The organism is Thalassobacillus cyri, from assembly GCF_900107755.1.
Taxonomy (GTDB): Bacteria; Bacillota; Bacilli; order Bacillales; family Halobacillaceae; genus Thalassobacillus; species Thalassobacillus cyri.
This window is the reverse complement of sequence record NZ_FNQR01000012.1, coordinates 16073-42022: the sequence shown is the minus strand read 5'-3', so window position 1 is coordinate 42022 and position 25950 is coordinate 16073. Positions and strand designations below refer to the sequence as shown.

24 protein-coding genes and 3 pseudogenes are annotated in these 25950 nt (G+C 44.9%); 6 read left to right on the top strand and 21 right to left on the bottom strand.

Features of this window, described 5'->3' with window-relative positions; all coding sequences use genetic code 11:
* Positions 1-220: 220 nt before the first annotated feature.
* Positions 221-388 (bottom strand): annotated as a pseudogene (locus BLV00_RS22385) (STAS domain-containing protein); the annotation flags it as partial.
* A gap of 139 nt (positions 389-527) precedes the next feature.
* On the opposite strand from BLV00_RS22385, the gene BLV00_RS14245 reads away from it, so the two are divergent.
* Entirely contained in the window at positions 528-1478 is a 951-nt protein-coding gene (locus BLV00_RS14245) for an alpha/beta hydrolase (protein WP_093045641.1), read from the top strand.
* Between the two features lie 29 nt (positions 1479-1507).
* Here BLV00_RS14245 and BLV00_RS14240 read toward each other — a convergent pair whose 3' ends face one another.
* A complete protein-coding gene (locus BLV00_RS14240) occupies positions 1508-2035 on the bottom strand; it encodes a hemerythrin domain-containing protein (protein WP_093045640.1) in 528 nt (175 codons plus the stop codon).
* Between the two features lie 357 nt (positions 2036-2392).
* Positions 2393-3235, bottom strand: coding sequence for a deoxyribonuclease IV (locus BLV00_RS14235; protein ID WP_093045639.1), 843 nt, complete (start codon positions 3233-3235; stop codon positions 2393-2395).
* Positions 3236-3395: 160 nt separating this feature from the next.
* Between BLV00_RS14235 and BLV00_RS22770 the strand changes: the two are divergent.
* Together BLV00_RS22770 and scpC are read left to right on the top strand one after the other, a co-directional pair.
* Positions 3396-4045: pseudogene (locus BLV00_RS22770) on the top strand (LytTR family DNA-binding domain-containing protein).
* A gap of 126 nt (positions 4046-4171) precedes the next feature.
* Positions 4172-5688, top strand: a pseudogene (gene scpC, locus BLV00_RS14225) (succinyl-CoA:acetate CoA-transferase ScpC).
* A 217-nt stretch (positions 5689-5905) separates the two neighbouring features.
* Here the strand turns inward: scpC and BLV00_RS14220 are convergent.
* From BLV00_RS14220 to BLV00_RS14210, 3 genes are all read right to left on the bottom strand, one after another.
* Positions 5906-7867 carry a phospholipase D-like domain-containing protein gene (locus BLV00_RS14220; protein ID WP_093045638.1) on the bottom strand — a complete coding sequence of 654 codons (1962 nt, stop codon included), beginning with the start codon at positions 7865-7867 and terminating at the stop codon, positions 5906-5908.
* A 356-nt stretch (positions 7868-8223) separates the two neighbouring features.
* Entirely contained in the window at positions 8224-9294 is a 1071-nt protein-coding gene (locus tag BLV00_RS14215; RefSeq protein WP_093045637.1) for a branched-chain amino acid aminotransferase, read from the bottom strand.
* A gap of 154 nt (positions 9295-9448) precedes the next feature.
* A complete protein-coding gene (locus tag BLV00_RS14210; protein ID WP_093045636.1) occupies positions 9449-9742 on the bottom strand; it encodes a hypothetical protein in 294 nt (97 codons plus the stop codon).
* Between the two features lie 82 nt (positions 9743-9824).
* Between BLV00_RS14210 and BLV00_RS14205 the strand changes: the two genes are divergently transcribed.
* Entirely contained in the window at positions 9825-10889 is a 1065-nt protein-coding gene (locus BLV00_RS14205) for a DmpA family aminopeptidase (protein WP_093045635.1), read from the top strand.
* 40 nt (positions 10890-10929) lie between these two features.
* Here the strand turns inward: BLV00_RS14205 and BLV00_RS14200 are convergent, their stop codons facing one another.
* From BLV00_RS14200 to BLV00_RS14155, 10 genes are all read right to left on the bottom strand, one after another.
* The gene (locus tag BLV00_RS14200; protein WP_093045634.1) at positions 10930-11151 is read right to left on the bottom strand and encodes a hypothetical protein; all 222 of its coding nucleotides are present in this window, start codon (positions 11149-11151) and stop codon (positions 10930-10932) included.
* Between the two features lie 2 nt (positions 11152-11153).
* Positions 11154-11369: a hypothetical protein gene (locus tag BLV00_RS14195; RefSeq protein ID WP_093045633.1), complete on the bottom strand. Its 216-nt coding sequence runs from the start codon at positions 11367-11369 to the stop codon at positions 11154-11156.
* A gap of 64 nt (positions 11370-11433) precedes the next feature.
* Entirely contained in the window at positions 11434-12201 is a 768-nt protein-coding gene (gene yidC, locus BLV00_RS14190) for a membrane protein insertase YidC (RefSeq protein WP_245728978.1), read from the bottom strand.
* Positions 12202-12228: 27 nt separating this feature from the next.
* Positions 12229-12519 carry a hypothetical protein gene (locus BLV00_RS14185; protein WP_093045632.1) on the bottom strand — a complete coding sequence of 97 codons (291 nt, stop codon included), beginning with the start codon at positions 12517-12519 and terminating at the stop codon, positions 12229-12231.
* Between the two features lie 183 nt (positions 12520-12702).
* Positions 12703-13224, bottom strand: a complete 522-nt coding sequence (locus BLV00_RS14180; protein WP_218131909.1) for a GrpB family protein — start codon at positions 13222-13224, stop codon at positions 12703-12705.
* Between the two features lie 25 nt (positions 13225-13249).
* The gene (locus BLV00_RS14175; protein WP_093045631.1) at positions 13250-14104 is read right to left on the bottom strand and encodes a MurR/RpiR family transcriptional regulator; all 855 of its coding nucleotides are present in this window, start codon (positions 14102-14104) and stop codon (positions 13250-13252) included.
* 98 nt (positions 14105-14202) lie between these two features.
* Positions 14203-15573 (bottom strand): aspartate aminotransferase family protein, encoded by a 1371-nt coding sequence (locus BLV00_RS14170; protein WP_093045630.1) that lies wholly within the window; start codon positions 15571-15573, stop codon positions 14203-14205.
* A gap of 544 nt (positions 15574-16117) precedes the next feature.
* Positions 16118-17725: an ABC transporter permease gene (locus BLV00_RS14165; RefSeq protein WP_093045629.1), complete on the bottom strand. Its 1608-nt coding sequence runs from the start codon at positions 17723-17725 to the stop codon at positions 16118-16120.
* A complete protein-coding gene (locus BLV00_RS14160; protein ID WP_093045628.1) occupies positions 17725-18618 on the bottom strand; it encodes an ABC transporter ATP-binding protein in 894 nt (297 codons plus the stop codon). The genes BLV00_RS14165 and BLV00_RS14160 overlap by 1 nt, the downstream gene beginning before the upstream one ends.
* 13 nt (positions 18619-18631) lie before the next feature.
* Positions 18632-19222, bottom strand: coding sequence for a TetR/AcrR family transcriptional regulator (locus tag BLV00_RS14155; protein WP_093045627.1), 591 nt, complete (start codon positions 19220-19222; stop codon positions 18632-18634).
* Positions 19223-19516: 294 nt separating this feature from the next.
* On the opposite strand from BLV00_RS14155, the gene BLV00_RS14150 reads away from it, so the two are divergent.
* Positions 19517-21409: an LTA synthase family protein gene (locus BLV00_RS14150; RefSeq protein ID WP_093045720.1), complete on the top strand. Its 1893-nt coding sequence runs from the start codon at positions 19517-19519 to the stop codon at positions 21407-21409.
* Positions 21410-21592: 183 nt separating this feature from the next.
* Here BLV00_RS14150 and BLV00_RS14145 read toward each other — a convergent pair whose 3' ends face one another.
* From BLV00_RS14145 to BLV00_RS14130, 4 genes are all read right to left on the bottom strand, one after another.
* Positions 21593-22372 (bottom strand): metal-dependent hydrolase, encoded by a 780-nt coding sequence (locus tag BLV00_RS14145; RefSeq protein WP_093045626.1) that lies wholly within the window; start codon positions 22370-22372, stop codon positions 21593-21595.
* A gap of 56 nt (positions 22373-22428) precedes the next feature.
* Positions 22429-22635 (bottom strand): hypothetical protein, encoded by a 207-nt coding sequence (locus BLV00_RS14140; protein ID WP_143030728.1) that lies wholly within the window; start codon positions 22633-22635, stop codon positions 22429-22431.
* Entirely contained in the window at positions 22625-23041 is a 417-nt protein-coding gene (locus BLV00_RS14135) for a hypothetical protein (RefSeq protein WP_176791567.1), read from the bottom strand. Before BLV00_RS14135 ends, BLV00_RS14140 begins: the two co-directional genes overlap by 11 nt.
* A gap of 270 nt (positions 23042-23311) precedes the next feature.
* Positions 23312-23965 (bottom strand): ribonuclease H family protein, encoded by a 654-nt coding sequence (locus BLV00_RS14130; RefSeq protein WP_093045623.1) that lies wholly within the window; start codon positions 23963-23965, stop codon positions 23312-23314.
* A 186-nt stretch (positions 23966-24151) separates the two neighbouring features.
* Between BLV00_RS14130 and guaC the strand changes: the two genes are divergently transcribed.
* On the top strand, positions 24152-25135 hold the full coding sequence (guaC, locus tag BLV00_RS14125; RefSeq protein ID WP_093045622.1) for a GMP reductase: 984 nt from the start codon (positions 24152-24154) through the stop codon (positions 25133-25135).
* A 143-nt stretch (positions 25136-25278) separates the two neighbouring features.
* Here the strand turns inward: guaC and BLV00_RS14120 are convergent, their stop codons facing one another.
* On the bottom strand, positions 25279-25887 hold the full coding sequence (locus tag BLV00_RS14120; RefSeq protein WP_093045621.1) for a metallophosphoesterase family protein: 609 nt from the start codon (positions 25885-25887) through the stop codon (positions 25279-25281).
* Positions 25888-25950 lie beyond the last annotated feature (63 nt).

The following is a 25950-nucleotide window of genomic DNA, read 5'->3' as shown; positions in this document are numbered from 1 at the left end:
TGTGATACTAGACAATTTTGCGTGCTTACTAGACAATTTCAAACTTTTACTAGACAAAAACGGGAATTTTCACGACTCCTGATGCTTTACTAGACAACCTAACTGTTTACAAGACTAGCAGGACCGCATACGAGAACAAAACATAGCTTACACAAAAAAGACATGCAGGCCTCCTGGCTGCATGTCTTTTTTTACTAGGTTTGCTGGAACGAAAACCAATATATTCTAATGCCTGGTGGAGAATTGAAATAGAAAGCGTATCTTCAAAATCGACACCCAGCTGTACCATAGTCTGGGCAATTTCCGGCCGGATCCCGCTCATCTTCACCTCAACACCGACCAGTGTCAAAGAACGGATCACCTTGAATATTTGATGACCCACCATCGTAAAAAACGCAGCTGGTAATCAACACGGTTATTAAAATAGGGTAAAAATATGAAAAAATTCAAGCTACGCTGATTACCAGGTTTGCATTCGCAATTTTTGGTAAGATTACATAAAAGAAAGAATCGAGGAGTCCTGCCCTATGTCAAAAAACAAGTCAATTGAACATATATTGCAGCGGCTTTCCACATGGGAGAAGCCGTTCAATTTCACCAAACCCACGGTAATAAAACATGATATAGCCGCCTATTTGAATTACTATGGACTGAATATAGCTGATGTCGCATTCCATTTCGGAAAAATAGAAACGAACGGAACGAAAACGATGGTGCAGATGTTCGCACCGAAAGAAAGCAAAGGAACCATTTTTCTATTGCATGGTTACCTGGATCACGTCGGTCACCTGAAATACATCATCCAATTTTTAAACAAGCATGGATTTACGGTGATCAGCTATGACCTCGAAGGACATGGGTTGTCAGAAGGAAAAACGGCTTCCGTCCAACGCTTTTCCGATTATGTTCATTCGCTGGAGAAACTGATGGATCTCACCAAAAAGGAAATGCCGGGTCCATTTTATGTAATCGGCCACAGTACCGGCGGTGCGATTGCAATCGATTATGTATTGCAGCACCATGACCATGTCTTTGACAAAGTGATTCTGGCAGCCCCGCTGGTGCATTCAGCGCATTGGTATGGAACCGTCCTCGGTTATTATATGGCCAAAGTGTTGCCTCTACTTGAGGAGGTAAAACGGAATTTCCGGGTTAATTCCTCTAATCAGCATTACTTGGAGGCAAGAAAGCTTGACCCCCTGCAGACGGAGGTCATCCCGTTGGACTGGGTCGGTGCCATGCTGCACTGGAACAAGCTGCTGGACCACTATCCTCCTACAAACACGCCCACTTTTGTGATACAGGGGAATAAAGATAACACGGTGGCCTGGCAATATAATCTGAAGTTTATTGAAGAAAAATTCCCCCATGCGAAAATGGTCCAAATTGATAATGGCCGGCATGCTCTTTTTAATGAATCAGAGGAAATACGTGAGCTGGTGTTTTCGTTTGTTAACAAGTTTATAGAAGAAAAATGACACGACTGAGCTCAGTCGTGTCATTTTATTTAAGAAATTTTATAATGCTTCATAAGCGCAGCTTTGTCTACATCCGTAAGCATATTTTCAGCCATTGGGAACAGGACATTTTCTTCTTTATGGAAGTGAGAAATCAAAATACTGCACCCTTCGATGACCCGGTTGTACAGTTTTTCCGCTTCCTTTGCCGTGATGGTTTCGCTAAGGTCGAATGTCCCCCTCAAATAAGCTTCAAAATTCTCTTTCGCCATTTCATGTTGATACTCCATTACAACGATCGGCCCTGTTTCTTTTCCGATATAGCTCCCCAGCATCGGGAACAGGAATCCTTCCTCTTTTTCCGAGTGTGGGAGAAGCTCTTCCATGAATAAAACAACTTCTTCCCGTAGTCTCAGCAAATTGGTGTGAGCCTCTCCCACTGCTTTCAGCTGCTCGGCCAGGTCTTCCAGTTCATCCATCATGCCAAGCAGGATGGGATGTTCATCTTTCAAATGCTGCAACGGGGCACTAAGTTTGGTTCCGCTTTCTACTTGTATACCTGCACATTCATGACTCATATCGGCCACTCCTTTTTCTATGACTCTATGCCTATCCTACCGGAATTTAAGCAAGGCGTATGTGATACGCATCACTAAATACGATAAACACATGATTTATCCCAAGATTCTTTCAGCAATTTAGTTAATATTTAAAGTCACAACTAGGAACTCACTTACTCCCCAGGTGTTTATTAACCAAATAGGAAGCTCCGAATTGGACCAGCCTTTTTTAGGGCAGGAGGTAATGAGGGTATCAGGGGGCGGAACGAAGCTTTTCAAGAAGTGTCTCTCATAAGGGGGGAGGTGGCGCATATAAGCAGCTCATTTTTTCTCAAAAAAAAAAAACGCATGGCATAAGCCACGCGTTCCAATTGATTATTCTGCTCCCCATTTATTTTGCAGTTGTTTGATTTCCGCTTCATGTGTCGAGGTTTCTTTTGGGGTTTCTAAAATGAACGGAAGGTCTGCAAGCTGCGGGGTAGTGATCAATTGGTCAAACTGCTCCTCTGTTATGTAACCATCCTCTCCTAAAATATTAGCATGACGGTCCTTTCCTGAGCCGGTATCATATTTGGAATTATTGAAATGAATGGCTTCCAGATGATTGAAATAATCAAGCTCCATTCCTTTTTCCAGCACTTCATTCCAGTTGTCTCCGTTCCAAAGGCCACTGGCAAACGCATGACAAGTATCGAGACAGAACGCGATTCTTTCTGGCTGGTCACAAAGACTCCGCACCTGGACGAGTTCCTCTAACGTTGTCCCCATGGAACCCGGCTTTCCGGCATTATTTTCGAGCAGTATTTTACATCCTCCGTCCCATTGAGAAAGAACTTCATTGAGGACAGCAATCATTAACTGGTAGCTGACGAGCGGTTCGCCATCATCGATACGCTTGCCGAAATGGACAACCACGCCAATGGAACCACAGGCATCCGTGATTTCGAGATCATTCAATAATGACTCTACCACCTGCTTCCTCTTTGCATTATCTGCCGGGGTCAGGCTGGTTGGATAAGGGGTGTGAGATACAGAGACAATTCCTTTTTCCATACAAAATTCTCTGCAGAGCCTGGCATCATCCTGGTGGAAGGCTTTGACGGAAAGGCTGCGTGGGTTTTTCGGGAAATACTGAAAAGCAGCAGCATTCATTGCCGCTGCCTGTTTTGCCGCTCCCAAATAGCCATCCCGAATCGAAACATGACTGCCGAACTTCATTGTTATCCCTCCCTTTTTCAGAAGTATTTACGATAGTATCCCCCTGCTTTCTAAAAATGATAAGCTACATTTTTTCTCATTCTAAAGGATGGTATTGCTTTCCTTCCTGATAAAAACATGGCTATAATTTTAGTAATGACAGAGTTAAAGAAGGATTTAGATGAACTACTTTTCCATATCTTCGATGGTAGAATCATTCAAGGAATTATTCCCGAAAGAAGCTTCTATTGCTGTGTCTGATGCTCAGCAATTCATCTATTATAAACCGAGCAAGCATATCGATCTGAAAATCAAACCCGGTGATAAAATAAATGAAAATACCGTGACGTTCAAGGCGCTCAGCGTACGGAAAAAGACGTCGGATCACATCAATGGCAAGGTGTTCGGCACCCCCTACTTCGGTACCTCGGTGCCAATTATCGATTCGGGTAATCCAAAGGGCTGTGTCACAGCGATTTTACCATCCAAGCAATTGAAATTTCTGTCCAAGTTCCTGACCCTCATATGGAGGATCGCTGGATGCCGGTTCCATATGAGGAAGTCATGTTTTTAGAAGCGCACAACCGGAAAACCTGGGTCCAATCAGAACGAGGAACAGGTACGCATAAATTCACATTGAGCGAAGTGGAATTCCACTTGCCGGAGGAAATGTTTTTACGCTGTCATCGTTCTTACATTATCAACGTCAATTATATTGTGGAAATACAGCCGGATTCCCATTCGACGTTTCTATTGGTCATGAAGGATGGGACAAAGATTCCGGTAAGTCAGACGTACGCGAGCCAATTCCGCAGGATTCTTTCATTCTGATTTTTCTTAGTTATGTTATAAATTTTCTATTTTAGTACGAATTTAAGCCTTTTCATACCAAACCCCAAGAGATGAGCGCGGGTAGACGTTAGAATTATAAGAAAATTACAGCATGGAGGTTTTGGTATGACACACACTTATGAACAACGATTACGAGATAAACGACTGGAAGATCGAATTGTTTCTGAGGGAACAGCCGCTTCCTGGATAACGGACGGGATGACACTTGGATTGAGCGGGTTTACCCGTGCCGGTGATGCTAAGGCAGTCCCTTCCGCTCTCGTTGAAAAAGCGAAGGCAGAACATTTGAAAGTGAACGTATATACTGGGGCTTCCCTTGGCTCAGATATCGACCGCCTGATGGCGGAAGCCGGAATGGTGCATAAACGTCTGCCGTTCCAGGCCGACAAAACGATGCGCAATGAAATTAACCAGGGAGACATGCTGTTCGTCGACCAGCACCTTTCCCACACCGCAGAAGCGATTCGTCAGGATGTTTTGAATCCGATTGATTACGCCATAGTGGAAGCGGTATCAATTACTGAGGAGGGGATGATCATTCCGTCCACTTCTGTTGGTAATTCTTCTATTTTTGCGGAGCAAGCAGAACATGTGATTGTTGAATTGAACCTGGCTCAGTCTGAAGCGTTTGAGGGCTTGCATGACATCTATGAATTAGGGGCGCAAGGAGAACGTCAGCCGATTCCGTTGACCGAAGTCGACGACCGCATCGGCACGACCGGCATCCAGGTCGATATAGATAAAATTAAGGGAATCGTCATCACCGAGCAGCCGGACTCGCCATCGACCATTGTTCCGCCAGATGAAGAGACAGCAACGATGGCGAACCATCTGATTGACTTTTTGCGAAAAGAGGTAGAAATCGGACGGCTTCCTGAGAATCTGGCACCCTTACAATCCGGCATTGGCTCAGTTGCCAATGCCGTGTTCCATGGCTTGCTCGATTCAGAGTTCACGGACCTGGAAGTCTATTCCGAGGTATTACAGGATGCTGTTTTCGACCTGCTTGATGCCGGAAAAATCAAGTTCGCCTCCGGCTGTTCGATTACCCTTTCTGAATCCAAACTTGAAGAAGTCTATGGGAATATCGACCGCTATCGTGACCGGCTGCTGCTGCGTCCGCAGGAAATCTCCACCATCCGGAAATCATCCGCAGGTTAGGTCTGATTTCGATCAATACGCCGCTTGAAGTCGATATTTATGGAAACGTCAACTCGACCCATGTGCTCGGCACCAAGATGATGAATGGCATTGGCGGTTCCGGTGACTTCACGCGAAATTCACGTCTCGCTATTTTTGTCACGAAATCGTTTGAAAAAAATGGGGACATTTCAAGCGTCGTACCGTTCGTTTCTCATGTCGATCATACCGAACATGATGTCGATGTGATTGTAACAGAACAAGGACACGCGGACCTGCGTGGCCTGGCACCAAAAGAACGCGTGCCATTGATCATCGAAAACTGCGCGCACCCTATGTACCGAGATCAGCTATATGCCTATTATGAAGAGGCATGGGAAAAAGGCGGCCAGACGCCGCACGTGCTGGAAAAGGTCTTCGAATGGCACACCCTTTTCAAGGAAACCGGCACCATGAAAGTACCCGCCCTGCAGCATTCCTAATCATAAATTACACCCCGGGGGTGCCGTTGTGTGATCGCTCTGGTGTGTCTAGTATACGCATTTCTTGTCTAGTAAATCTGCAAAAATGTCTAGTATTATTTCCAAAATGTCTAGTATTCTGCCAACACTGTCTAGTATAGACAGAAATTGTCCAGAAAAAAGCAGCACCCCAGGTCCTCCAGATAATGGATGTCCCGGGGTGCTGCTGCTTATAATTTTATTGCATGGTTCCTCCTGCCTGCTCATAGCGGGCGTGGAATTCTTGTAAAAATTGATTGGTTATTGCTGCATCGTGGATGAACAACATGTTTTCATCATTGACATTATTGCCATTGTTGCTCCAGTTCGTCGACCCGACAATCACAGTAGGATCACTGCTTGTATCTGCATCAACCAACATGGTTTTACTATGAAGCTTACGAGCTTCCTCATCTTGATAGACAGGAGCCGGATTAGCCCAGCGGGTATTCGGGTTATTCGTACTTTCCTGTGATGCAGTACGACCTGTCATATCAACACTTGCGGACCACCACTGGTTCCAGAAGCTGGTGTCGAATACTCCTTTTATATCGAAACCGGTCAACGAACCTTGCATATCGTTATACGACCCTTCCCATTTATACTTCAACTCGTCGACTAGCGCCTGATCGCTCCAGGCGAATATGGAAAAATACGTATTAAGATCAGCCTCATTTTTCACAAACTCTGTCATTCTTCCGACCGCGTCATCCCCTGCCGAAAAATAGATTTCAACTGGAACACCATTGATATTCACGTGATGCACCGTATTATCGACTTTCCGGGAACTGAAATTGGAGGTCACTTTATCAGGAGTCATCCCTGTACTGCCCCACATTTCATTGAATTCCGTATCATAGATTCCAGCAAGCTCTGGCCAGTTAATTTCGACTACATGCTGCTGGTTACCATCGAGAATTCTTGCGTCCATATTGGCTTCCGATCCATATAATCCAGTCACCGTAAAGTTCCAGCTTCCTGTGAAGACCCAACGATCATCCACCACTGCAAATTTATTATGCATCTGGTTTCCTGGTGAATAGTAAGCATTACTGTCCTTCTCTTCCGCTTCTACAAAAAGGCGTCCGGTTTGTGTACTGTTGCCGATTTCAACCGTCACTTTCGGAATATCGTTCGCATCAGAAGGCAACCCCTTCTCTGTCCTTGCCGCGCTATCTTCCACTGCCATCATGGGGGAATCAGAGAATACATGGATATCATCGGCTGTCCCGATTGTGTTATCCTGGCCTCGGACCATTTTTTCAACATATAACCGCATCGTTTTATACCGTTCCGTATAATGGGGATCAGATGCATCTTTGGCATCCGCTATGACTCGGACATCCACCCCTTCTGCTGCTTTTGTAATCAGGGTATCGACAATCCGTGGAAGATTGATTTCATATGTTGCAAAGTCGATACTAGTCGTCGCGCTATTCAGCCTTTCGATCAACTGCTCTTCCAAATTGACATGATCATTCGCTTCATTTCCAAAACTCGCATATTGATTGTCCGCACATTTGTTAAAAAATACGTTAATCGCACCTTCTGCCTCTGATACATTCGATAAATTCTCGGTCTTATCCGCACAAACAGAGTTGCCTGCATTGGAATTCGCTGCTTTTGGTGTACCAATTCCTTCCGTATAGTCAGTGGTGGCATCTGCCCAGTTATTTGCATCTGTTCCACTTTTGGCTGGATCAACCCGCTCCATCGTAGCTTTCGTATCATTATCACCGGCATGCCAGGCATCCACTTCATCGATAATATTGTCTGTTTCACCGCGAAGCTCTAAAGCTTCTCCGGTGTTAGATAGACTGCCAGAATAGATCAAGTCAGCAGCTACTCCGGAAACAGTTGAATCATCCGTTCTTTCTAATATGTAATAGCTGTTAGCAGGAATCGTGCCGGACAGATGGATAGCAGGTGTGCCATCCTGGGCGTCCAGACTCCACCCGGTAAGGTCAATATCCTGACTGGTCGGATTATGCAGCTCTATCCATTCATCATTATAACTTGCAGTCGTGCCCATCCATGCCACTTCATTAATAACTACTTCTCCTGAAACAGCCGCATGGGCTTGTTGGTTCTCTTCTGGCACGAGCCCGTAAAAGGATAGAACCATCGCAATCAGGACCGTAATTGGTAAAGCTCTCTTCATATCTCTCACTCCTATGATCGTTTTTGTCTATTCTACCTTTCTAGTGTAAAGGAGAGAAGAGCAGGTTTGTTATAGAATTGTAAAATTAAAACTCAGGAGCTATATTTGCTGGGGCAATGGGGTTTTTTACAAAAAAACAAGCCCCCCTCCCTGCATCTATTTATGCAGGAAAGGAGGACTTTTGTTCGGGCTGTAGTTTGTTCTAAAAGTCCATGGAAACACCAGACGTGAATAATACTCAACCATTATCTTTCCTTTTGAGGAAACTGGAGATTATACACTCCATAACACTGGTCCCCTTAAAATTAGAAAACATCCTCCTTACCCGTAGAGGGCAGGAGGATGTAGGTTTTCTGTTACTTCACTTCGACAGTCCAACCTGGGGTGTCTTCCAGTTTACCCGTTTGGATGCCGGTAATCGTGTCATAAAGTTTTTGCGATAGTTCGCCTATTTCGTGGTTGTTAATCACCATTTCCTTGCCAAGCCAGTTCAACTCGCCAACCGGGGAGATGACAGCAGCAGTACCAGTCCCAAACGCTTCTTCCAATACACCTTCTTCGTAATATTGGTAGAGTTCTTCAATAGAAATTCTCCGTTCCGTGACAGGAATTTCCCACTTTTCCAACAGTTCAATAACGGACATTCTCGTAATCCCCTGCAGGATGCTTCCGCTCAATGCAGGTGTCACAACTTCTCCGTTGATTTTGAAGAAAATGTTCATGCTGCCGACTTCTTCGATGTACCGCTTTTCGACGCCATCGAGCCACAGGACATCAGCCTTTCCTTCCTGATAGGCCTGCTTTTGCGCCTGGTATGCCGCTGAATAGTTTCCGGCTGTCTTCGCCATACCGGTACCGCCTTTGACGGCACGCGTGAACTTATCTTCGACGCGGATTTTGACCGGAGTCAAACCGCCTGAAAAATAGGAACCAACCGGAGACAAGATGATCATCAGCTTATACGTTTTGGATGGAGCAACCGATAGATTTGGCTCCGTACCGATGATGAACGGGCGGATATATAAAGATGTACCTGGTGTGTCCGGCACCCAGTCTTTTTCCAGGCTGATCAGTTCTTCCAGGTACCCCATCACTTCTTCTTCATCGATTGGCGGGATGCTCAACCGGTCGCTGGAACGGTTCAAACGCTCCAGGTTCTTTTCCGGGCGGAACAAAAGCACGCGGTCTCCGGAACGATAGGCCTTTAACCCTTCAAAAACTGTCTGCCCATAATGGAAAATCATCGCGGCTGGATCCAGCGTCAACGGCTCATATGGTACAATGCGCGGCTCATACCAGCCTCTGTCTTCATGGTAGTCCATGACAAACATGTGATCGGTGAAGGTTCGGCCAAATGGAATCTGATCCGTATTCGGCTTTGGCTGTTTCGTTTTACTCTCTACGATCGTAAGTGCATTATTTTTCATGTTCATGACTCCTTATGCGATTAAATTAGTTTAGTAAGTAATTTGGGTAAAAAAGGACCCCCAGCCAGGTGGAGGTTTAAGATTATTATCCATTGTACGCCTAATTGATTTTAATTTAAAGCTTTACTGGGATAAAAGATGAAAAAATTCTGAATCAAGCAAAAATATACGCAAGGTATGCAGCCAGTTTAATGCCCACCGGGATAGACAGCCACGTGATGATCAGTGACAAAATAAACAGATATAGCGATTTCTTAAAGAACATCCATACAACCAACAAGGCACCTATTGCCCATATAACAAGAATGGCAAAAAATTCTGGAGCGACAAACGTTTGATCGGTATAATTTTCTCCTATTCCACCAGAAGCGAAAAAGGTAGAAATCAGGATAACTAAGATGCCTGTGAGGATCGCATTGATAATGGCGACCGTTTTTCTAACTATCATTTGACTTACCTCCCGTACGGTGCATCAATAAAAATAGTGATACAATGAATGAAATCGTTTAATAGAAGGCAAGGTGTTTTTTATGTATGAGCAAAAAAGAATACCCGATTATGGCGTGAAAATCGGACGATTGAATACTGGATCACTCAATGCAATTACAGATGTCGCAGGAGTTACTGTCGGCCATGTGACATTGAGCGATCAGGATATACAGACAGGCGTGACTGCTATACTCCCCCACCAGGGCAACATCTTCAAAGAAAAATTGATCGCAGCAAGCCATGTCATCAACGGGTTTGGAAAAACGATCGGAACCATCCAGATCAATGAGCTCGGCACGCTTGAAACGCCGATCGTATTGACCAACACAGCAAGTGTCGGAAAGGCTGCGGATGCGTTAATTGCAGATACGATGAAACAGAACCCGGAGATCGGACGGACGACCGGCACGGTGAATCCCGCCATTGGCGAATGCAACGATATGTTTTTGAATGATATTCATGCCCAGGCTGTTCAGAAAGAACATGTCTTAGAAGCACTCCAGCATACCGCTGCTGAATTTGAAGAAGGAGCGGTCGGTGCCGGCCGGGGAATGCTTTGTTATTCACTGAAAGGCGGCATTGGTTCGGCATCGCGACTGATGGATTTTGATCATGGTGTGTATACGATGGGAGTGCTCGTTTTAACGAACTTCGGGATGCTGAGCGACCTGCGTGTAAATGGAAACCCAGTCGGACAGGAATTAAAGCAGGCTCTCCTCGATTCCTGGGAACAAAAAGACAAAGGATCGGTGATGGTGATTGTCGCGACTGATCTCCCGGTATCGGAGCGGCAGCTGAACCGGATTCTCAAACGATCGGTCACGGGACTGTCCCGGACAGGGGCGATCATCGGACATGGCAGTGGTGACATCGTACTTGGTTTTTCCACAGCTACAAAAATACCGCACGATAAACCTGCTCAGCCGCTTACCATCCCTACGATTCACGAAGAGGATATCGACACAGCTTTTCGTGCGATTGGAGAAGCGACAGAAGAAGCGGTGTTGAATTCTTTAGTGACCGCAGAACACGTCACGGGACGAAACGGCAATGAACGGCCTGCTTTTAAAGATTTGCTTGAACAATTCAGCATTAAGTTAACATAATTATCTTATGGAAACTTAGGGTTCTCGGAGGTGTTAATCTTCAGTGAAAGCCATCGCCCTCATGATTATGATTGCTTCCTCCGAAATCATGACCGCTGACATGCTTAGCGCTCTTATTATAAGCCTCATCTTTTAAGGTGCGCTTTTCTTTATTCAGCTCATCCCCGTAAAAGCGGTTTGTATCCCACCCGAATTTTTCGCGGATCAGCATGATTGCCAAAGGCGAGGCTAACAGGGCAAGTAACCCTAAAAATAACCACATAGTCATTTTCCTTCCCATTCATTGGTTTTTGAAGCGGTGATCTCCTTTGTCAGCACCTCGATGAACCATTGATTCTTTTCCAAAATCAAGTGACTGACGATCATGGCCAGGAAAAAAGCGATCGATGAAGTTTCAGCAAGTAAGGACTGGTTGACAATGTAAAATAATAATACCGATAAAATAAGCAGGCTTATCGTGTAAATGAGGCCTTTTACCATTGATACTCCCCCTTTTTGCCAAAAAGGCACGTTCGGAGTGGAACGTGCCTCTTTTCAACCATGGTTATTCTTGATTCGCTGCTTTAGAACTGCGAATCCCCATGTTCCCTGCAAGCCAGGTTTGCACCATCAGGAACAATCCTCCTACAGACCAGTACAATGGCAGCGCGGCCGGCATATTAAAGGAAATCACGAGGATCATTACGGGAGATATCAACCCCATCCAGCGCATCATCGGGTTCTTATTTGCTGGATCTGTCGGCATCATCTTTTGCTGTACTCTAAATTGGAAAAAGTAAATGACCCCAGCGATCAACGCCAAAGGAATATCCGGCCCGCCAAGGCTGAACCAGAGGAAAGAATGCGATGCAATTTCCTCAGAGCTTTGTATCGCATAATAAACCCCCATCAGCACCGGCATTTGGATCAGGAGTGGCAGACAGCCCATGGACATGGGATTGACACCATGTTTCTTATAAAGCTCCATCATTTCCTGCTGCAGTTTCAGCTGTTCTTCCCGTTTATCTGTTCCTTTTAGTTTCTCCTGGATGATCTTCATATCCGGCTGCATGACGCTCATTTTCTCTTTCATATGCTGCTGGTTTTTATATTGCTTCAACGTAAAAGGCATAAGCACTAACCGGATCAGAATCGTAATCAATACAATGGCGATGCCAAAGCTGCCATCAAACAGTATTGCTGTGTATTCAATCAAAAAACTGAATGGATCGACGAAAATATCTCGGAGAAAACTACCTCCATTTTCTCCGCTTCCTGAACATCCACTTAACACCATCATCAATAAGCTTCCTAATAACACCAAACGTTTCACGCTACTCCTCCTCACAAATTTTAAAATCTATTGTGTAAGAAGAGTATGGTGGTCGTCCTGATCGCCATCAGGAGCCTCTTTTCGTTTGACACACTTTGTGATGATAACCACTTGTGTATCTTTTAGTAAATCAAGACAGTACAAGTCCCCCTTGACGATCGGCCGTTCAAAGCCCGTGTCTGTTTCAAAAGCTAACCCTTTTAAGTAAGAGCCTTCAAAATAATGGCTAAAAACATGGAAGGAGATCGGCAGCAGTGCAGCCATAACCAAGGCATAGATATGCAAATTTAATGGGAGATCAAATAACACTTCAAACACGCTGCTTCCTCCTTCCTTGTTAGACGCTTATTATTAGGTACGGGCGAATAGCCATAGAGGTTTCAACTTTTTCATCCTTTCTCTTTTTTCGCGCTGCACGTGTGTGATTCGCGCGAAAATCATCATAATCGTGCATTTATCGCACTGTTTAGCGCCATTACTTATTTCACGCGACCCTCGTATTTATTGCTGCTGTTTTCGGTACCAGGCAAGCGCCCGGCGCTCTCTATCTTTGATAAATGAGTCCTTACCATCCATATACGCTTGGATATCTGTTGGGGATTTTCTCGCCAGATCTATTTTTAATTGTCCATATGCTTCCGCTTCCTCAGGATGGCTTCTCATATAATCGCGGAATGCCAGATGACGTTCGATATCAGGACTTCCCGACTCGAATACATGGACATGATGGGTACGATCGTCTCCCCCTTTCTTAAAAAAACGGCGGCTCGGGATTCCATGCTCCCCTTTCGCCTCATAGCCAATCGCTTCCATTGCTTCATTATACGGATCCACATGCTCGATCTTCTTCACGACCGGCATGATATCGATCACCGGTTTTGCCGGAAGACCTGCTACGGATGTACTTCCGATATGATGGATATTCATGAGTATGCTCTCCATAATGGTCCGCAGGCTCTCCGCTTCCTTCTTAAACTCCTCCGGCCAGAGCTTATTATAGTCGACAACTTCTACTTTTCTCACCTTCCATCCCTCCTGGGTTCTATTATTATTTCCGGTTATCAAACACTTCAAAATGATCCCAGATTCCTTCCAGCACATCGAGCCGCTCATGTATATCCACCTGCTTTTCTTTCCCGACGAACGTGATCAAAGCGTTAATCAGGCTGAGCGGCGCCACAAATGAGTCGATGAGACTCGGCATCTGACTGGAAGCAGCCAGTGGGATATCTGCATGTGGGACAAGCGGCGATAATAAATTATCGGTAATCGCAATGGTGGCAGCCTTCTTTTCCTTGGCATAGCTGAACATTTGTATGGTACTTTTCGTATACCTGGAAAAACTGATACCGATGACGACGTCCTCTTCTTCTAGGTCGGACAATTTTTCCGCGGATGCTTCCACCGACTGGAGCAATTCCGAATTTTTCAGGATAATATTCAGGTAATAGTGCAAAAACACCCCAAGCGAGCTGGCACTGCGATTGGCGATGATGTAAACCTTTCTGGCCCGCACCAGGGAATCCACCGCCTGATGGAATGCCTGTTCATCCATTTTCTCCATCGTCGCCTGAATGTTGGAGATGTCATCCTGGAAAACTTCATAGACTCCGGAAGCTTCTTTATCATACACTTCTTCCGACATCTTCAACCGCTCCGCAGTGGTCAGCTGCTTCTGCACGGAACTTTGCATGAATTGCTGCATCTCTGCGTAGCCAGAATAGCCGAGTGAGGTAGCAAACCTGACGACAGTAGCGTCACCGACTCCTGCCATTTTCGCCAATTTACCGACGGTCAAAAACGGAGCCGTTGTCTGGTTCTCTAAAATATATGTAGCAATCCGGACGTGTGACTTGCTCAACCCACTCATTTTTCCGGCGATTTGTTGATAGACATTTTCCATCGTTCCAACACTCCTTCCTTCGTTCAGATTAATTTTTTCTTATGGGAACTGCAAGTTAAAAGGGCGAACCAATGATGATTGCTTTCGCCCCTGACTGCTTAGTTATTCAAAACGCGTCGAATCGCTTCGTTATGCGCATCGATGGTCCGCTGGATATCTTCTTCGGTGTGTACCGTCGACATCGAATAGCGGTTCATCGGTTTCGTATAGATGCCAAGCTTCAGTAATTCATAATCGATTTCTTTTCGTAAATTGGCATCGTGCTGATCCATGGCGCGGTAATTGTAAATTGGTGTATCTGTCAAAATGATATTAAAGATGCTTTTCATACCGACTGTCTGCATGGTCAGACCATGTTTTCGATAGACCGTCTCTAATTTATTGCGCAAATCCTGCGTTTTTTTAAATAATTCATCCATCGTTCCTTGTTGTTCCAACACTTCAATGGTCGCCAATCCGGCGGCGAGTACGGTCGGATGGCCGTTGTACGTCCCGCTGTGGAAAACAGATTGTTTTTTGTTCGTATTGTCTGCACCCGCAGTCAAAATATCACGGCTGTCATCGACGGCTGTCGTCATCATGAAGTCCCGCTTTCCTCCAATGGCACCGACCGGAAATCCGCCGCCAAGCACTTTTCCTAGCGCCGTCAGATCCGGCTCGATCCCGTACACTTCCTGTGCGCCACCTAACCCCAGGCGAAAGCCGGTTTTCACTTCATCAAAAATTAATACGATACCCAGTTCTTCTGTGATTCTTCGGATACCATCCATGAACTCCTGCTTTGCCGGGATGAATCCTCCCTGAACCGGTTCTAAGATCAAACCGGAGATGTCATCTTGATGCTCACGTAAAATCCGCTCGGAATTCTCCAAGTCATTGAATGGCAGCATGATTGTATTTTCTACATAATATTCTGGAATTCCGCTGGACTCCGGTACTGCTTTTGGAGCTCCTTTATCCCCGGCCTGCCCAAGGTCAGGATTGACACTCAAGAGCACTTGATCATATCCACCGTGATAGTGGCCTTCAAACTTCGCCAGTTTCGTTTTTCCGGTATAGGCCATCGCGGTCCGGATCGCAAGCAGTGTTGCTTCCAAACCGGAATTGGTGTAGCGCACCATATCGATGCCCGGATACAAATCGATCAATTTTTCCGCCATGGTGATCTCCAGTTGATGCGGGGTACCGAAAATCGTGGTTCCATCGGTTTGCATCTGGTTCATGACTGCCTGGTAGACACGCTCATGCCCATGGCCATGGATGAGTGCTCCATAGGATAGCAGATAATCAATGTACGCATTACCATCGACATCATATAGCTTACTTCCTTTCGCTTTTTCCATTACCAGCGGGTGAGGCGCGATGTGCTTAATGTGAGCTGTAACTCCTCCCGGGATGACTTCTCCCGCTTTTTCGAAAAGTTCAGCAGATTTCCTGGTGTTCTCCGATATCATCGATTTACGATCCATAGTAATTTTAAACAGCTCCTTTATGGAATGTTCATTTCATTTTTAACAATAATATGAAATATAATATTCATAGTCAATGATTATGTAGTTACGTTTGTATTACATCAACAAAATGCAAAGGACTTTTACCCAATTAATTGAATTGCTAACCTTATGCTCTGTTTATTTTTCAGAACACATGCGCAAGCGCCTTGTTCACCCCCGACAAGCTTAAGCCAAGTCTCGGCCCTCGGCGTGACGTTCTTTGTACTTTCATTCGAATTAAGTTTAATAAAAGTTTAAAGGATAAGGAAAACGAAGGCTTTCCTAATCACAGAGAGGATTGACTTAAGGCCTTGAGGGGGCAGGCGCTGGAGCTGGATGGCACCCACTACCGAAAGTTACCCCCCAAAAAGAAAATTTTATAATTTTAGCCAATAAAAAACCCCCAGGCTGGTAAGCCAAGGGGTGGAAAGTGCACTTTTGTCTAGTAAACCGGAGGAAATGTCTATTAAAAAGTAGTATTGTCTAGTAAACACGTGTTCCACAAGCAGAACAGTAAGCCCTAGCCGCCCTGGATATCACGCTTCCGGTATCCAACTACCCCCGCCACAAGCAGAAGCATTGCAACCCCGGTCAATCCCAGCAGGCTCATCCAGCTGACTTCCTCGACCGGAAGCTCAGGTACATGGCCGAATGGGCTTAAATTTACCACCCATTCATTAAATTGGAATAATCCTCCCATATAGACGACGATAAAAGAATATACCAGATACAGCCACGAGACCACTGTGGCCCGTGGAGCCCAGCCGAGCAGCAGCACAGCAAGCCCGAGCATCACCCACATGGCAGGCAAATAAACCATGGCCGATTGATAAAATGTCCCTAACGCAATGCCTTCTTCCATGACAGCATTGCCAACCACTCCTAAACCAAGCGCTGCCAATGACAGCATCACCCATCCCCCAGCAAGTGCTAATGCGAGAAAGCTGCCAAGCAGCCGAACCCTTGAAACCGATCGGACGAGAAGGTGAGCGGCACGGCCTTTTCCCTCTTCCCCTTTCAATTTCAAAAGGAACATCATCGCCGGGATGGTGCTGATCATCGCTAGTACCGCCATCAGCATCGTCATGAACTGCTCGGTCAAGGAAACGCCTGAGGCAGGGTTCAGCAATTGCTGCATCATTTCATTTTCCGCAAAAAACGACTCCAAATCGCCAAGAACCGAGCCATACGACGCCCCAAGCACGAACATTGCGATTGCCCAGGAAATGATTCCGGTCCGCTGCAGTCGCACAGCGAGCCCGATCGGACTGAGCAGCATACGTGACGCCTGTTTTTTACCTGCTTTTGCTGGAAGAAAACCCGCTTCCATATCACGGATACCATTCAAGTAAAACGCTGTCCCCATTAAAATCAGGGAAATCCCAAGCGTGGCGAAGACAGGCCACCAATAGTTGTTGACGAAAGTCTCTGTCCGTACAATCCAGCCGAATGGTGAAAACATCGATAACGTTTCACTGCTGACATCTCCAATAGCACGGACCATATAAGCAATCAGCAGTACAGCCATCCCAAGACCGACCGTACCTCTCCCGCTTTCAGACAATTGAGCGAATACCGCTGTAAGTCCGGCAAAAAAGATTCCCGTGACACCTAGCGATGCGCCGTACAACATGGAGCCGGCAACATCAATACTTTCGATTCCCAGCATAACCAGGGAACCAGCGACAAGCAGCGCCAGCAGGACATTGGTCCCTACAAAAACAAATAAAGTAGAGGCGACATTGGACAGCCTTCCAGTCGGTAAGGCACGAATCAGTTCCACTCTGCCGTCTTCCTCTTCCGCCCGTGTATGACGAGCTACGAGCAGAATGTTCATGACGCCTACCACCACTGCTGTCAACAGCAGCATCTCGTGTGCCAGCATGACACCGACCGTATAGTTATCCAAGCCATATGCCGGTCCGACCATGGCAGTAATCGCAGGGTTCATCATCGTTTCAGCCATTGCCTGCCGCTCGGCCTGGGCGGGGTATAACGTGGAAAAAGCATTGGCAACCAGCAGGTTCGCTACGATAAAAGCAGCCAGCCAGATCGTCAGTCTAATCCGGTCCTGGCGGATGACGAGCCAGGTAAGCACTCCTGTATTAGTATACAATTGTTTATTCATTACCCTTCCCCTCCCACTCCTTCATAGTGGCGCATAAATAAATCCTCAAGGGTCGGTGGTGCACTTTCTATTTTGACGATGCCAAACGTACTGATATAAGAAAGTACCTGATCCAGCTTTTCTGAATCCACCTGAAAAACGAAAGCGCTCCCTTTTTCTTCTACATGGTGGACACCAGGCTGTGAAGATAGCTCTGTCATTGGCTGCCTTGTTTCTACAAGGAGCTGCGTTCTCGTCAGGTGGCGCATGTCAGCAAGTGAGCCGGATTCAATGATTCGTCCGTCCCGGATGATGGCGACCCGATCACATAACTTTTCCACTTCTGATAAAATATGACTCGACAAGAGCACACTTTTTCCTTGCTGCTTCACTTCATTGACACATTCCTGAAAGACGCGTTCCATCAAAGGATCGAGCCCGGAGGTCGGTTCATCCAATATATACAGGTCAGCATCAGAGGAAAAAGCAGCAACCAGCGCTACTTTTTGACGGTTCCCTTTTGAATACGCCCGGCATTTTTTCGTGGGATCCAATTGAAACCGTTGGATCAACTCGTCGCGGCGCTCTGTCCGCTTGCCGCCTCGAAGTTTGATGAACAGATCGATGACCTCACCACCAGTGAGGTTTGGCCATAGATTCACATCCCCCGGCACATAGGCAATCCGTTCATGGAGCTGAACCGCATCATTCCAGGCATCCTTTCCGAAAATCGTGGCACTCCCATCTGTCGCTTTCAGCATGCCGAGCAAAATCCGGAGCGTCGTCGATTTACCTGCACCGTTCGGACCGATAAACCCAAACACTTCACCTTCCCGAACCTCGATATCAACCCCATTGAGTGCTTTGACCTTACCAAAGTGCTTTGTCAGACTATTGGTTGTTAACACAGTCATCCTGACCCCTCCCTTAGGAATAAAAACTTTTTCTCAAAACCTCCAGGTATTCATAGAACTCCTCCCATAAAGGATCAAAGTCCATCGCAGCTAGATTCTCTCCTTGCAGCCGCTGCTTCAATTCATTCTGGTAACCTTCGATTGACCAGCGGATCAACTGGAAAGCTTTCTCTACATCGACGTCATCCCGGAATAGAGAAGTATCAATGTTCTCATACATCATGGCATAGCCCAGCTGCTGCAATTTTTCCAGTCGTGGCTTAAGTTTTTCAGGAATCGATGCCTCATCCAGCATGAATGTTCCCGCAAATCGGAACAAAGCCGGGTATTCTAGAAACGCTTTCATTTTTAAACGGGAAGCTTGTTTAAAACGCTCGATAAAATCCCGTTCTTCTGTATCAATCTGCTCTAAATAATCGTGAATGATCACATCGAGCGTGTATTCAATCAAGTATTCATAAAGCCCTTGTTTATTTTTAAAATAATAAAAAAGCATTCCTTTTCCGATGCCGGCTTCTTTGACAATGGCGTTGGTTGATGCCTGCTCGAAGCCTTTTTCAGCAAATTCATGAAAAGCCGCATTTAAAATCATCCGCTGTTTCATCTCATCTAAGTTGATGAATTTCTTTGGCAGTGTGACCCCCTCCTTCTATCCATATAGAGATCCTATCCGCTTTAGACCACTCCGGTCGACTTTAGTATATTCCTATTAGACCACTTTGGTCAATAAAAATTTACATTCTATTACAAAATAAAAATATAGGATTAATCTTTCATTTACATGGGAATAACAAGTTAGAGCGTTTATAATTCCCGTTTAAATGTTTACTTTTCGAGAAAAATTTGTTAAATTTAACTACTATGCTAGTCATGAAAGATTAACAGGAGGTTCATCATGATGAATGATTACAAGAGTCTATTAAAGAAAGGCTGGCTATTCTTCACGGTAGCCATCGTGTTCTTATGGGCAAAAACCTATTATGCTTTGAAAACAGCTTTCACACTTGACATTGAAAACAAGTCCCAACAATTCATATTAGCCATTACACCAATCAGTTCGATTCTCTTTTTCTTAGGATTATCGTTTTTCTTTTCACCAAAATTGCGCAATAAAGCATTTATGGTCATCTACTTTTTTATGACCTTTGTGCTGTTTGCCAACGTCGTTTATTTCCGCTTTTTCAGTGATTTCATCACGCTGCCGGTATTGATGCAATATAAGAACTTTCTCGAGCTGGGGGGAAGCGCCCAGGCGTTAATCCACCCAACAGATATTCTTTACTGGATTGATGTTGTCATCCTGATTGCCTGGATGGTCAGTAAGAAAACGAAACCAAGCATGCGTTTCAAAAAGCGTACCGTTGCCATGCTATATGCAGCAGTAATCGGGATTGCTGCGGTAAACCTGAATTTAGCTGATAAAGAACGTCCTGAGCTGCTGACTCGGACATTTGACCGGATGAAGCTTGTCAAGCTTCTAGGAATCTATAACTATCACATCTATGATAGTGTCATGACTGCTAACACATCATCGAAGCGTGTGTTTGCAGATAGTGATGAGTTGTCCGAAGTGCTGAACTATGTAAACGGACAGCAAGGTAAAATGGGCGTACAAGGTAAATACTATGGTAAAGCAGCAGGAAAGAATGTGGTCCTGGTATCACTTGAATCGACCCAGAACTTTGTCATTGACCGTAAACTGCATGGCCAGGAAATCACACCATTTTTGAATGATCTTGCAGATGATAGTTTTTACTTTAAAAACTTCTACCATAATACCGCACAAGGGAAAACATCTGATTCCGAGTTCCTTCTGGATAACTCGATGTATGGATTGCCGCGGGGAGCGGTGTTCACAACGAATGCTGGAAATGAATTCAATGCGACTCCGGAAATTTTGAAAAAAGAAGGATATACGCCTGCGACTTTCCATGGTAACCATGACACATTCTGGAACCGCGATGTCATGTACAAGTCGCTTGGTTATGAGCGTTTCTTCTCGAAAGAAGAATACGATGTAACAGAAGAAAACTCGGTCAATTACGGTCTGAAAGATATCCCATTCTTTGAACAATCCATGCCGATGATCAAAGAGTTGGACAAGCCGTATTATGCTAAGTTCATTACACTTACCCATCACTATCCATTTATCCTGGATAAAGAAGAAGAAAAAATGATCAAACCGGCAGAAACCGGAGATGGTACCGTCGACCGTTACTTCCAGACGATGCGTTATCAGGACGAAGCCGTCAAGAAATTCTTCAATATGATGAAAGAACAAGGCGAATATGAAGATACCATTTTCATCATGTACGGAGACCATTACGGTATCTCTGATAATCACAACCGTGCCATGAGTGAAATTCTGGATAAAGAAATCCGTCCATTCGAGGAAATGCAGCTGCAGAAAGTTCCATTGATCATTCACATTCCTGGTATGGAAGGAAAAGAAATGGAAACCGTGGGCAGCCAGGTAGACTTGAAACCTACTATTCTTCACCTATTAGGAGTAAAAGAACGTAATGATATCCAATTCGGAGTCGACCTCTTTTCCAAGGAACGCGAAGATCTTGCTATATTCCGAGACGGTAGCGTCGTAACCGATAAGTATGCGTATGCCGCAAAAGAAAATATCTGCTATGACAAGTCGACCGGAGAAGAAATCGAAACAAAAACCTGTGCCCCACTGAAAGAGAAAGCTGAAAAAGAGCTGCAACTTTCGGATAAAGTGGTATACGGTGACCTGCTCCGTTTTTGGGAAGATAACCAGCACCTTGAAGGCAAAAAATGAACATGAAGCAAAAGCACCTCCTGGCATCCAGGAGGTGCTTTTCTATGTTGTCTCCTAAACTACTAATTTTGTCTGGTAAAATTTTTATAGTGTCTAGTAAATTACCTGGCAGGTGTCCACGCAGAGTAACGAATAAAAGGAAATCCAGAGCATCGGGTGCTCTGGATTCCTTTTATGCTTGAATTATTGATATACTTTTTCTTCCCCGTACCCGAGGACGTCAACTTCCGTATGATTATAATCTTTCAGGAGTTCTTCCAGTTCCTGATCACGGTCGATCATATAGGAAATCACCGGAAAAGCTTCAACAAGCCCGTCAAAAGTTTCTTCCGAAGCTGCCTTTTCTTTCGACGGAAAAGTATGGCTTGGAATGACCCTCTTAACATCAAGCAAATGCCTGACTACATATGCCGCTTCTTTCGGATTCATGGTGAAATGGCCGCTTGATGACAGAATTGCCATATCCGGCTGGTAGACCTCCTGGATCAGTTTCATATCAGCCATCATCGCCGTATCGCCGGAATGGTAGAGTGTGAGATCATCATCAAAATCGAAAATATACCCACACGGCTCACCCGCGTACATCGGCTGCCCTTCCGTTTCGCCATATGAACTCGTGTGTTTTGCTGCCACCATCGTCACTTCCACTTCAGGAAGCTTGAACTGGCCGCCGTAATTCAGAGGCATCACGTTTTTATATCCTTTTTGCAGCAAAATCATCGCCAACTCATACTGGGCAATGATCATCGCATCCGGATTCGCCTCCATCATCTTCGACACTCCGCTCGTATGATCAAAGTGGCCATGGGTGAGGACAACCGTATCAATCGTTTCCAAAAATTCCTTGCTTTGATACTCTTCCGGACAGCCTGGATTCATCTCGAAAAACGGGTCAATCAACATCTTCGCCCCACTCTTACTCGTCAATACGTACATCGCATGCCCCAGTCGTAATACCTTCACTTACATCCCTCCATCATTTGTCATCTTTTTATGACTATGACTTAGAAGTGGAGTTATCACCTTGTTGTAAAAGCTTTCTTAATTTTAACATAAAGGCTGATAAATTGGGCATATTCCTCTATAATAGCTTTTTGAAATAATGGGTTCATCTTAAAAAAAATTAGATTCCTCACGTAAGTGGAATCTAATTTTTTCTTCTCTTTATTCGCTCTGGTTTTTTCTGAAAAACCGCCAGCAATAGCTGCAAAAATATCACCAATCAACGTTAGAAGCGCCCCCATGTTCCTCCTCCTTTAATTCCGAACTGACATTTTTCCTAGACATCGCAACGGCTACTCCGGTATATAAATAACCCATTAAAAGCAAACACGTATAAGCTAATGAGTATATACTCGGCGTAAACAGGAGGGCCGCTGTCTCTGACCAGGACAGGCCTTGGAACACCTCCAAGCCCAGACCAACCGCATCTCGTTCAATACCAGGAAGCCCCCCTTCCACAAAGAAAAAGAACGCGGTATTTGCGAGCAGATATCCGAATAACCCGACCAGGCAAATATGGCATTTCGAAATTTTATATCCAATCCCTGCAATGATTCCAAGTAATAAAAACAACGTGGGATAAAACAGGACCAGCGTTTCTGTAGCACCCAATTTCATCACCTCATTCAACAGTCACTTTATTACAATTATTTCAAATGATTGGAGTATTCACAATACTATTTTCCAAAATTTATCTGAAAAATGCTCCTTCTTTACTAACAGGTTCGATTTTCGAGTACAAAACAGCATCCGGAGTTTTCCCAGACTACATCCGCCATCCTGAATAATATCGAAACCGTTTTTCAGCAAAAGGGTCTTTTGATGATGAAGGCATTAAAAAAGAAACGCTCTAAGTTTTTTACACTCAGAGCGTTTTGGATTAGGCATTCCATATTAAAATTAAAGTTCGATCGTACTCGTGATTTCCGTGTCTTCCAATGCCTGCGTTGCAAGTCGATCTGCTTCCCGGTTCCGTTTTCGTGATACCGCTTTGTATTCCGGCTGGATTCCCATTTGCTCCATTTTAACTTCCACGCGGTCTGCCCATTTAGACAATTCATCCTCCAGACATGGCCATTCTCCACTCAACTGATTGATGACAACCTGGGAATCACCAACAATAGCAACAGACATGTGGTGCACCCCCATGAACTCCATCTCCTGTAATGCCAGATGAAGCGCAGCATATTCTGCTTCATTATTCGTATGGAGTTCGTCCACCAAAGCATTTTTCCTGTGCCGATATGACTTCCCGTTCTGCTCATAATAAATCGCGCACCCAAGCCCTGACTTTTTTGTTTTCAAATCAAAACCGCCATCAAAATAAACCGTAATGTTATGCGGTTCTGTTTCAATCCCCTTCATATATTCCTTCAGTTCTTTCAAACTCCAGGTGTGATCCTGATTATCAACGAAGGTGAAATCTTTTACCCGTCCGGTCTTTTCCAAATCTTCGGCAATCAAAATTGCCTGAGCCGCTTGTATTTCTTCTGAACTGAATGCACTCTTTGTCCCTTTGGGGGTCTTGTACGTCATGTCGATCCGTACTTTCATGTGATCACCACCTTTTTACCGTTTGACTGCTTTCCTTTATTTATGACCGGAACAACGAGGAGTTAAACAAAATCAGGATCCATACTTGAATACCTTTGACATTTTCTATGATATGGTGTAAATTACCTCATGTGCGAACGTTTTATATTATAACTATTTAAATATTCGCTTTTAGGAGTGTTAACCATGGAAAATGTGTTTGATTACGAAGATATTCAACTGATTCCCGCGAAATGTGTTGTAAACAGCCGATCAGAATGTGATACAAAGATCAGCTTAGGAGGATATTCTTTCAAGCTTCCAGTTGTGCCTGCCAATATGCAGACAATCATCGACGAAAAAATCGCTATCACACTGGCAGAAAACGGCTACTTCTATATTATGCACCGCTTCCAGCCAGAACAGCGCATTGATTTTATAAAAGACATGAAATCACGGGGGCTGATCGCCTCCATAAGCGTAGGCGTCAAGCCGGAAGAATATGAGTTTGTCCGACAGGCAACTGAAGAAAACCTAATCCCGGAATTCATCACAATCGACATCGCTCATGGTCACTCCAATGCGGTCATTGAGATGATTCATCATATTAAAGAACATCTTCCCGATAGTTTTGTCATTGCAGGAAACGTCGGTACTCCGGAAGCGGTCAGAGAGCTTGAAAATGCCGGCGCAGACGCTACAAAAGTCGGCATCGGACCAGGAAAGGTCTGTATTACTAAAATAAAGACCGGCTTCGGAACAGGGGGCTGGCAGCTGGCTGCGCTCCGCTGGTGTGCCAAAGCAGCAAGTAAACCGATCATTGCGGACGGCGGTATCCGCACCCATGGGGACGTAGCCAAATCCATCCGTTTCGGCGCTACCCTTGTCATGATCGGCTCACTGTTCGCCGGGCATGAGGACTCTCCTGGTGAAACGTTTGAAAAGGACGGCAAGCTCTACAAAGAATACTTCGGTTCTGCATCGGAGTTTCAAAAAGGCGAAAAGAAAAACGTCGAGGGCAAGAAAATGTACGTCGAGCATAAAGGTTCCTTAAAAGATACGTTAGTCGAAATGGAACAGGACCTCCAGTCCGCCATTTCTTATGCAGGTGGTACGAATCTTGATGCTATCAAACACGTCGATTATGTGGTTGTGAAAAACTCCATTTTTAATGGGGACAGAGTGTATTAATGCAGATTAGAAAAACTTAGCTTGTCGCCAAGTATTTATGGCGAAAGCCTTAGTATTTTCTTATACTTTAACCCTTTAACAAAGTTAAACTTTCTGAAAGTATGAAAAAAGATGAGTGAGGTTGAGATCCTCGCTCATCTTTTCTATACAGTATACACTTCGTGCGTCGGCAGCTCTAATAGGGTCAGTTTTCCACCATAAGCCGCGCCGGTATCAATATCAATCTGATCTTCGTAATAAGTTATATCTTTGACCGGAGTATGGCCGTGGACCACGGTTTTACCCAGTCCGATCCGGTCCGTATGACGCGTCCACAACATCGTATCCTGCTCCTGTTCCTCTATCGGGGTTTCCGGTTCAAGTCCAGCGTGGACAAAGAGATAGTCGTCTGTTTCGTGATAAAGCTCAAGATTTTCCTCCATCCACTGCTGGTCTTCCTTCAGTTCTTCCTTTTTTCCCTGATAAGAATTCAATGTACTAGAAGCACCATTCATTTTCCATAACTCTATCGCTTCTGCTTCATATTGCGAACGAATGAACATATCTTCGTGATTTCCCTTAATCGCAACAGCTCCATCGTTCTCCACTAGTTCCTTCACTTTGTCGATGACTGCTTTTGGATCTGGTCCCCGGTCAATATAATCACCAAGCAGAATCAGCTGATCTTTATCTGAATCATAGTACGCTTCATCCAGTACGCTTTCCAGTTTATCAATCTCTCCATGTATATCAGAAACGACAAGATACCGCATCGATGTATCCTCCTTGTTTGCAGACTTGCAGCACTAATTTCCTGTTTATCCCATATACCTTTT

What these genes read in the sequence shown, in the direction of transcription:
- BLV00_RS14245 (WP_093045641.1), top strand. Translation starts at nt 528, where the DNA reads ATGTCAAAAAACAAGTCAATTGAACATATATTGCAGCGGCTTTCCACA.
- BLV00_RS14240 (WP_093045640.1), bottom strand. Translation starts at nt 2,035, where the DNA reads ATGAGTCATGAATGTGCAGGTATACAAGTAGAAAGCGGAACCAAACTT.
- BLV00_RS14235 (WP_093045639.1), bottom strand. Translation starts at nt 3,235, where the DNA reads ATGAAGTTCGGCAGTCATGTTTCGATTCGGGATGGCTATTTGGGAGCG.
- BLV00_RS14220 (WP_093045638.1), bottom strand. Translation starts at nt 7,867, where the DNA reads ATGAAGAGAGCTTTACCAATTACGGTCCTGATTGCGATGGTTCTATCC.
- BLV00_RS14215 (WP_093045637.1), bottom strand. Translation starts at nt 9,294, where the DNA reads ATGAAAAATAATGCACTTACGATCGTAGAGAGTAAAACGAAACAGCCA.
- BLV00_RS14210 (WP_093045636.1), bottom strand. Translation starts at nt 9,742, where the DNA reads ATGATAGTTAGAAAAACGGTCGCCATTATCAATGCGATCCTCACAGGC.
- BLV00_RS14205 (WP_093045635.1), top strand. Translation starts at nt 9,825, where the DNA reads ATGTATGAGCAAAAAAGAATACCCGATTATGGCGTGAAAATCGGACGA.
- BLV00_RS14200 (WP_093045634.1), bottom strand. Translation starts at nt 11,151, where the DNA reads ATGTGGTTATTTTTAGGGTTACTTGCCCTGTTAGCCTCGCCTTTGGCA.
- BLV00_RS14195 (WP_093045633.1), bottom strand. Translation starts at nt 11,369, where the DNA reads ATGGTAAAAGGCCTCATTTACACGATAAGCCTGCTTATTTTATCGGTA.
- BLV00_RS14175 (WP_093045631.1), bottom strand. Translation starts at nt 14,104, where the DNA reads ATGGAAAATGTCTATCAACAAATCGCCGGAAAAATGAGTGGGTTGAGC.
- BLV00_RS14170 (WP_093045630.1), bottom strand. Translation starts at nt 15,573, where the DNA reads ATGGATCGTAAATCGATGATATCGGAGAACACCAGGAAATCTGCTGAA.
- BLV00_RS14165 (WP_093045629.1), bottom strand. Translation starts at nt 17,725, where the DNA reads ATGAATAAACAATTGTATACTAATACAGGAGTGCTTACCTGGCTCGTC.
- BLV00_RS14160 (WP_093045628.1), bottom strand. Translation starts at nt 18,618, where the DNA reads ATGACTGTGTTAACAACCAATAGTCTGACAAAGCACTTTGGTAAGGTC.
- BLV00_RS14155 (WP_093045627.1), bottom strand. Translation starts at nt 19,222, where the DNA reads ATGAAACAGCGGATGATTTTAAATGCGGCTTTTCATGAATTTGCTGAA.
- BLV00_RS14150 (WP_093045720.1), top strand. Translation starts at nt 19,517, where the DNA reads ATGAATGATTACAAGAGTCTATTAAAGAAAGGCTGGCTATTCTTCACG.
- BLV00_RS14130 (WP_093045623.1), bottom strand. Translation starts at nt 23,965, where the DNA reads ATGAAAGTACGGATCGACATGACGTACAAGACCCCCAAAGGGACAAAG.
- guaC (WP_093045622.1), top strand. Translation starts at nt 24,152, where the DNA reads ATGGAAAATGTGTTTGATTACGAAGATATTCAACTGATTCCCGCGAAA.
- BLV00_RS14120 (WP_093045621.1), bottom strand. Translation starts at nt 25,887, where the DNA reads ATGCGGTATCTTGTCGTTTCTGATATACATGGAGAGATTGATAAACTG.